At 72.5% G+C, this 7,741-nt stretch carries 6 protein-coding genes and 1 pseudogene; 2 read left to right on the top strand and 5 right to left on the bottom strand.

The window, feature by feature from the left end:
• Nucleotides 1-495: pseudogene (locus AB0P24_RS35025) on the bottom strand (hydrolase); the annotation flags it as partial.
• A gap of 216 nt (nt 496-711) precedes the next feature.
• Between AB0P24_RS35025 and AB0P24_RS35020 the strand changes: the two are divergent.
• Nucleotides 712-975: a GlsB/YeaQ/YmgE family stress response membrane protein gene (locus AB0P24_RS35020; RefSeq protein WP_234539785.1), complete on the top strand. Its 264-nt coding sequence runs from the start codon at nt 712-714 to the stop codon at nt 973-975.
• A 142-nt stretch (nt 976-1,117) separates the two neighbouring features.
• Here the strand turns inward: AB0P24_RS35020 and AB0P24_RS35015 are convergent, their stop codons facing one another.
• The 3 genes from AB0P24_RS35015 to AB0P24_RS35005 form a co-directional block, all read right to left on the bottom strand.
• A complete protein-coding gene (locus AB0P24_RS35015) occupies nt 1,118-1,894 on the bottom strand; it encodes a GNAT family N-acetyltransferase (protein ID WP_365801210.1) in 777 nt (258 codons plus the stop codon).
• Between the two features lie 74 nt (nt 1,895-1,968).
• A complete protein-coding gene (locus AB0P24_RS35010; protein ID WP_365801208.1) occupies nt 1,969-2,823 on the bottom strand; it encodes a GNAT family N-acetyltransferase in 855 nt (284 codons plus the stop codon).
• 247 nt (nt 2,824-3,070) lie between these two features.
• Nucleotides 3,071-3,736 (bottom strand): chaplin, encoded by a 666-nt coding sequence (locus AB0P24_RS35005; protein WP_365801206.1) that lies wholly within the window; start codon nt 3,734-3,736, stop codon nt 3,071-3,073.
• A gap of 306 nt (nt 3,737-4,042) precedes the next feature.
• Between AB0P24_RS35005 and AB0P24_RS35000 the strand changes: the two genes are divergently transcribed.
• Nucleotides 4,043-5,650: an alpha/beta hydrolase gene (locus AB0P24_RS35000; protein WP_365801204.1), complete on the top strand. Its 1,608-nt coding sequence runs from the start codon at nt 4,043-4,045 to the stop codon at nt 5,648-5,650.
• Nucleotides 5,651-5,653: 3 nt separating this feature from the next.
• Here the strand turns inward: AB0P24_RS35000 and asnB are convergent, their stop codons facing one another.
• On the bottom strand, nt 5,654-7,492 hold the full coding sequence (asnB, locus tag AB0P24_RS34995) for an asparagine synthase (glutamine-hydrolyzing) (RefSeq protein WP_365801202.1): 1,839 nt from the start codon (nt 7,490-7,492) through the stop codon (nt 5,654-5,656).
• Nucleotides 7,493-7,741 lie beyond the last annotated feature (249 nt).

The following is a 7,741-nucleotide window of genomic DNA, read 5'->3' as shown; positions in this document are numbered from 1 at the left end:
GCCGTCGTTGTTGCGGTCGGCGCCGGTGTGGTCGGAGATCATGAACAGTCCGCCGCCGGCCTTCACGAAGTTCATGATCGCCGTCTTCTCGGCGGCCGTGAACAGCGTGTTCGGCTCGGGCAGCACCAGCGCGTCGAACTTCGACAGGTCGGTCGTCGACGAGCCGCCGTAGGTGAGCGCGCTGGTCGCGGTCTTCATGCTGTAGCTGCCGGTCTTCTGGAGGGCGACACCCCACGAGGAGAGCGCGCCGGTCCAGTCCGTCTCCGAGGAGGGGGAGGAGTTCTGGGCGAGCGGGTCGGGCTTGCTCGTGGAGATGATCCAGTCCGCGTTGCCGGCCTCCTCGGCGTGGCCGTCGTCGAAGAGGACGTTGTAGGTGGTGGCCGCGTGAGCGGGGGCGGCCGCGGTGCCGACCTGGAGGGCGGCTCCCGTGACGAGCAGTGCGAATCCGGCCAGGGCGGTGGTGAGTCCATGGCGGGATCTGCTGGATCCAAGCATCCGGCGAACCTCCGTGAGGGGGTGGGGTAGAGGCGGTGCGGCGCCAACTCTGCGCGCGTAGAATCTGCTTGAGATTTCTACACGCGTCGACTCATTGAAAGGTACATGGCATGTCCGGCCGGTGAACAGAAAACCGCTGTAACAACCGGGCGGGACTGCCGCCGGATTGAGCGGGCAGATTGGACAGCAGCGGAGTACAGGCGAAGAGGGGCGGACATGGAGATCTCGGGCATCATCAGCGCCATCATCATCGGGCTCGTCATCGGCGTGCTGGGGCGCCTGGTCGTCCCCGGGCGCCAGCACGTCGGCGTCCTGTGGACCATCGTCGTCGGCATCGTCGCGGCGCTGCTGGGTTCGGCGATCGCGGCGGGCTTCGGAGTGGCCGACACCAAGGGCCCCGACTGGATCGAGTGGTTCATACAGATCGCTCTGGCGGCGATCGGGATCGCGGCACTGGACCGCAGCAGGGCACGCCGGTGACCGGAGCGCGCCTCACCCGTGGCGGGACCGCATCGAGCGGTGCGGCCCCGCCACGCGGGCGTGCCCGGCGGCGCTCGGCCCGCTGACCGCCGGCCGATGCCGCCCGCGACCGACTCGCCGGCGCCCCCCGAGCGCCTGCCGCTTACCGCGGAGAGAGGTACGGCGTGGTAGTGCTCAGGGCGTGGAAGCCCAGTCGTTCGAGGATCGGCCGGCTCATGGGCGACGCGTCGACCTGGAGGTACCGGCAGCCGTGTGCGGCGGCGACACGGGCCCGGTGGGCGACGAGGGCACGGTACACACCACGCCCGCGCCACCCCTGCACCGTGCCGCCGCCCCACAGGCCGGCGAAGCCCGCCCCGGGCACCAGCTCGACGCGGGCGGCGCCGACCGGCTCGTCCCCGGCGAGCGCGACCATCGCGACCACGCTGTCCGGCTGCTCGGCGAGTCGTGCCAGCAGCCCGCGCCGAAGACGCGAACCGTCGGTGCCGAAGGCCTTCTCGTGCACGTCGGCCACGAGCTCGATGCCCGCCCGGTCGGTGGCGGGCACCACGCGTACGCCGTCCGGCGGCCCGGCGTCGAGGCTCAGCCGGGCGACCTCCGCGACCATCAGCGTCTCCGTGGGCTCCGGCACGAACCCGGCCGCGGTGAGCCGGTCCCCCAGGTTGGACGGCAGGTCGTGGCCGTAGAGCTTCCACTCGAACTCCCGCCCACGGGTGGCGAAGAAGGCCAGCTGCTCGGCGATCGCGCGATCCGCGGTCGCCTCGCCCAGCCCTGACCAGACGACGCCGTTCCAGCCCTCGGCGCCCGCCACCTGGCGCACCACCGCGCCCGCGCGCTCGACCCGGGCACCGGGTCCGTCGGGCAGGGCGCCCTCGCGCATGTCACGGTCGTACAGAGCGAGCACTGCTTGGCGATCCATCCGAGCACTCCACCATCCGGGCACGACGGCGGCAACGCAATTGACCGCTGGTTGCCGGGGGCCGGAGCCCGCGGTCAGCCCAGTTCCAGTGTCGTGACCCCGAAGACCCGCTCGCCGGCGTGGTCGCGGACCGGGCCCGTGTACATGCGGGCGGTCTCGAACGAAGGGGCGAAGCCGGCCGCCTCGGCGAGGGCTACGCCCGCCGTGCTGGTCTCGGGTACGTCGATGGCGACCTGGGCGCCCGCCGCCTCGGCGGTGAGGCCGGTGAACAGGGCGCGGGCGTCGTCCGCGGTGTCGGCGAAGAGAGGGCCGATGCGCAGGGTGTCGCGGCCGGGGCGGATCACGCCGTAACCGGTGAGGCGGTCGCCGTCGTGGCGGACGAGCGCCCTGTGCCCGGTGGTGGTCAGCCACGCGGCCACGAAGCGCGGCCGGTCGGCCGGGCAGCAGGCGCTGTCGTAGGCCGTGATGGCGGCCAGGTCGGCGGCGCGGGCGGGCCGGACGCCGGCCGGGGGCTCGGCGGCGGGAGCCACACCGACGAACCGGCTGGTGCGGTAGGCCGGTTCGAAGCCGGACTGGCGGTAGTTGTCCTGCTGGGCCACCACGCCGTCGAGGCCGACGGTGCGGTGGCCGGCGTGGGCGAGCGCGGTCTTCCAGGTGGTGAGGCCGTGCCCCCGGCCGCGCAGGTCGGGGCGGACCAGGTACCAGCCCAGGAAGGCGTAGTCGGCACCGAAGTTGACGACGGAGACGGCCGACACCGGTTCGCCGTCGACGCGGCCGACGAAGAACCCGTCGGGATCCTGGGCGAAGAAGGCGGTGATGTCCGACAGTCCGGGATTCCAGCCCTCGTCCGCCGCCCAGCCGACGATCACCGGCCAGTCGTCCGGCCCGGCCTGGGTGACGACGAGGTCCTGGGAGGCCGGAGAGGTCATCGCTGCGCTCCATTCCATGGCGGGGTCCGACCGCGCGGCGACCGGCGCCGCGCGCCCGCAGCATCCTTCCCGATCACGGGGCACCGCGCCACGACGGGATCAAGCCGTTGACGTGCGCCACCGGCGCCGCGCACACCGGCGGCCGGCCCGACAGCCGGGGCGGTCGCGGCGCAGGCACCACCGGTCGGGTCCGGTGGGGCCTGCGGACACACGGTGCGTCAGCCCGCCCTGACATCACCTCAGGCGGTCAGCGTGTCCGGCCCGGGCCGAAGCGCCGGCGCAGGGCGGTCCCGGTGAGCAGCAGCGCCGCGCTGCCCGCCACGGCGGCGCCGGTGAGGTCCGTGCCGGTGTGGGCGAGGCTGGCCTCGGCGGGGTGGTGCGCCGTGGGCCCGGTGTGGGTCTTGGGCGGGGCCGGCGGCCGGGGAGCGGGCGGGGGCTCGGTCGGCGGCTTGACGGTGGGCGGCGCGGGGGTGGGGGTCGGCGGGGGGCTCGGGTGGTCGCCGGAGGTGTTGCCGATGGCCGGATTGTGGACGCCGACCACGTTCACGCTGTTGCCGCCGACGTTCACCGGGAGGTCGGCCGGGAGCTGGATGACGTTTCCGGAGATCACCCCGCCCGAGTCCTCCTCGGCGCCCTGCGCGGACGCGCCACCGGACGCGGCCGAGCCGCCGGGAGCGTGCTGACCGGTGTCGCCACCGCCCTGGTTCCCGCAGCTGTTGCCGGCCGCCGGGTTCAAGAACCCCACCACGTTCACGGTGTTCCCGCACCCGCTCACCGGGACGTGCACCGGCAACTGGATGTCGTTGCCGGAGATCACCCCGGGCGCACCGGCCGCGGTACCGTCCGCGCCCGAGTCGGCCCAGGCCGGGACCGCCACAGCCATCGCACCGGAGGCGGCGGCGACGGCGATCACCCCGTTTCGGGTAACCCGTTTCATAGGTTCCCTGCCTTCCAGACATGATTACGAGCGCTCCGCCCGCACCGGTTAAAACGCAGACGAACCATCTGAGTTATGGCTTATCGACCTTTCACCTCATCGAGTGATACTGAACTCGAACCAACAGTAAAAGTGCGCAAGGACCCTGAAACCGGGTGATCGCGCGGACGATACGGCGCTCCCGGCCGCCCCGCTCGCCGGGAGGCGGCCCCCGCGGAGCCCGCTTATGGTGAGCGAAGCCCTTGTACCCGGTTCGTCACGGAGCGTCCCTGGAGGCCCTAGATGCCTGCCGTGCCCCGTACCCGGCCCGCCCTGCGGCGCTGCGCGGGCGCCGGAGCCGTCGCGCTGGCGCTGCTCGGTGCCGGCCTGCCCGCGACCGCCTCGGACACGGGCGGCAGGCAGCCGGACCTGACCCGGTTCTACCGGCAGAAGGTCAGATGGACGGCGTGCAAGGACGTCGAGCTGCCCAAGGACATGCAGTGCGCCAAGGTCACCGTCCCCCTGGACTACGCGCGCCCGGCCGCCGGCACCCTCGATCTGGCGCTGTCCCGCTACCGGGCGACCGGCAGGTCGCGGGGCTCGGTGCTGCTGAACTTCGGCGGCCCGGGCGGCTCGGGCGTCAGCGGGCTCGGGCAGCAGGGCAAGGACTTCCTGGGCCTGACCAACGGCTACGACGTGGTCGGCTTCGACCCGCGCGGGGTCGGCCGTTCCTCCCCCGTCAGCTGCGGCGACACCGAGGGGGTCTCGGACGGGGCGAGCGCCGAGGAGCCGCCCGACGTCGGGCATCCGCTGGCCCTGATGAAGGAGCTGAAGCAGCTGACGCTGCGGTGCACCAGGAACTCCGGGCCGGTGCTGTCCCACATAGGCACCGTGAACGCCTCCCGGGACCTGGACGTCATCCGCCAGGCGCTCGGCGACAGCAAGCTCAACTACCTCGGCTTCTCCTACGGCACCAGGCTCGGCGCGGTGTACGCGGCGCAGTTCCCGCACAACGTGGGCCGGATGGCGCTGGACGGCGTGGACACGCTGACCGAGTCGCTGGCCGAGCAGGGGGTGGCCGGCGCCCGGGGGCAGCAGACGGCGCTGGACGACTTCCTGGACTGGTGCGTCACCGACCTGGGGTGCCCGTTCGGGCAGGACCGGCGCAAGGCCGGCGAGGCGGTCGTGCGGCTGGTGCGCTCCCTCGACAAGGACCCGGTGCCCTCCGACTTCGGCGGCTCGTTCTCCGGTCAGGACCTGGTGGCGGCCATCGGGCAGGGCCTGTACGGCAAGGAGCTGTGGCCGCCGCTGGAGCGGGCGCTGGCCTCGCTGGTCGAGGACGGGGACACCCGGGGAGTGGAGAACCTCGCCTCCGGCGGCCACGCGCTGCCGAAGGGGCACAGGCGAGGCGCCGGGCTCGTGGCCGGCTCGGACATCCCCGTGGACAACCTGTCGGCCGCGCTGATGGCGATCAACTGCGCCGACGACCCGGACCGGCCGAGCGCCGAGCGGCTCACCCAGGACATCGCCCGGCTGGACAAGGAGTACCAGCAGGTCTCCCCGGTCTTCGGCCGGTTCCGGCTCACCCAGGTCCTGCTCTGCTACGGCCGGCCGCGTGGCACGGACTTCATCCGCGACGAGGTGAAGGACGTGCCCTCCGCGCGGATGCTGCTCGTGGGCACGCGCGGTGACCCGGCGACGCCGTACAGCTGGACGGTCGAGACGGCGAAGCGGCTCGGTCCGTCGGCCGTGGTGCTGGACAACAGGGGCGACGGCCACACCGGTTACACGTCGTCCACGTGCGTGCACGCCAAGGTCGACGACTTCCTGCTGTACGGCACGCTGCCGCCCGACGGCAGCTCCTGCCCGGCGGACGGTGGCAGGGGCGCCGTCACCGACTCGCCGGACTGAGGCTCAGGAGAGGGTGAGCTCCGGGTCGTACAGGTCGATCCAGTGGGCCAGGTCGAGGGTGCGTTCCAGGCCGCGCCGGCCGGCCTGGGTGCTCAGTTCGGTCCGGCGGGCCGCCCGGTCGGCCTTCTCACGGTCGACGAGGTCGAAGACCCGGTGGTCGGGCCGGGCCAGCAGGTCCTTGACCTGGTCCTGGAGGGCGCGGCCGTACTCCGGGTCCTGGGTGGACGGGTAGGGGCTCTTGACCCGGTCGTACACGGACTGCGGGAGGACGTCCCGGGTGGCCTCGCGGAGCAGGGTCTTCTCGCGGCCGTCGAAGGACTTGAGGGCCCAGGGCGCGTTGTAGACGTACTCGACGAGCCGGTGGTCGCAGAACGGCACCCGGACCTCCAGGCCGACGGCCATGCTCATCCGGTCCTTGCGGTCGAGCAGGGCGCGGACGAAGCGGGTGAGGTGCAGATGGCTCATGCGGCGCATCCGGTACTCGAAGTCGCTCTCGCCGTCCAGCCGCTGGATGCCGGTGACGGCGGACCGGTAGGCGTCGGCGACGTAGGTGTCCAGGTCGAGGGACTTGGCGAGGTCCGCGCGCAGGACGTCGGAGTCGTCGCCGAAGTGCCGGGCGAACTGGAAGAGCCAGGGGAAGGTGTCGGCGGTGCGGGCTCCCTCGTCGAAGAACTGCAGGTAGCCGCCGAACACCTCGTCGGCGGACTCCCCGGACAGCGCGACGGTGGACTGGTCGCGGACGGCCCGGAACAGCAGCAGGAGCGAGGTGTCCATGTCCCCGAACCCGGCCGGCAGGTCACGGGCCCGGATCACCCGCTCGCGGACCGCGGGGTCGGCGAGGCTGGCCACGTCGAGGACGATGTCCTGGTGGTCGGTGCGGGCGAGGCGGGCCACGTCGTGCACGAAGGGCGTGTCGGGGGTACCGCGCAGTTCGTCCGCGACGAAGTTGTCGGTCCGGCCGGCGAAGTCGACGGCGAAGCTGCGCACCTTCTCGCCGTGCACGGCGAGTTGCCGGGCGGCGAGCGCGGTCATGGCGGAGGAGTCGAGGCCGCCGGAGAGCAGGGTGCAGCGGGGCACGTCGGCGACCAGCTGGCGGCGCACGATGTCGTCGAGGAGTTCACGGACGGTGGCGACGGTGGTGTCGCGGTCGTCGGTGTGCGGGCGGGTCTGCAGGCGCCAGTAGGTCCGGGTGCGCAGACCGGCGCGGTCGACCGTGACGACGGTGCCGGGTTCCACCTCGCGCATGCCCTCCCACACGGCGTGCCCGGGGGTCTTGACCATGGTGAACAGCTCACGCAGCCCGTCCAGGCCGACCCGGGGCCGCACCAGCGGGTTGGCCAGGATCGCCTTGGGTTCGGAGCCGAACAGGACGCCGTCCGGGGTCGGGTACAGGTAGAAGGGCTTGATGCCCATGCGGTCGCGGATCATCACGAGCTTGTCGTGGCGACCGTCCCAGACGGCGAAGGCGTACATGCCGTTGAGCCGCTCGGCGACGGCGTCGCCCCACTCGACATAGCCGCGGAGCACGACCTCGGTGTCCGAGTCGGTGGTGAACTCGTGGCCCCGGCCGACGAGTTCGCGGCGCAGTTCGGTGAAGTTGTAGGCCTCGCCGGAGTAGACCATGGCGACGGTGCCGGCCGGGGTGCGGACGGTCATCGGCTGGCGGCCGCCGGGCAGGTCGATGATCGCGAGCCTGCGGTGGCCCAGGGCGGCGGGTCCCTCGCTCCAGGTGCCCCGGTCGTCGGGACCGCGGCAGGCCATGGTCTGCGTCATTGCATCCAATGCGCGCGTCTCGGTGGTGAGGTCACGGTCGAAGGAGACCCAGCCGGTGATGCCACACATGCGTTACCTCCTGCTGCGGGTCAGCCGGGCCACGCGCGCCACCTGCGGTTCTGTGGCGCAGGCGATTGCCCGAGCGAACCACTTGTATTCAGCACCTATATGACGAGCGTGCGCCCGCGGCCTCGGCCGGTCAACCTGGCCGTAACACGAACGGAGTACCCCCACCCTCACTTTCGGACGCGTTTTGCCCGCACGAGGCCCGCGGACCCGCCGCACTCCCGGGTCGGTCCGCCCGGAACAGGCCAAGCG

Origin of the sequence: Streptomyces sp. NPDC086519 (genome assembly GCF_040686075.1) — a bacterium.
GTDB lineage: Bacteria > Actinomycetota > Actinomycetes > Streptomycetales > Streptomycetaceae > Streptomyces > Streptomyces shenzhenensis.
The sequence above is the reverse complement of the archived record's forward strand: the minus strand, read 5'-3'. Positions and strand labels throughout refer to the sequence as shown.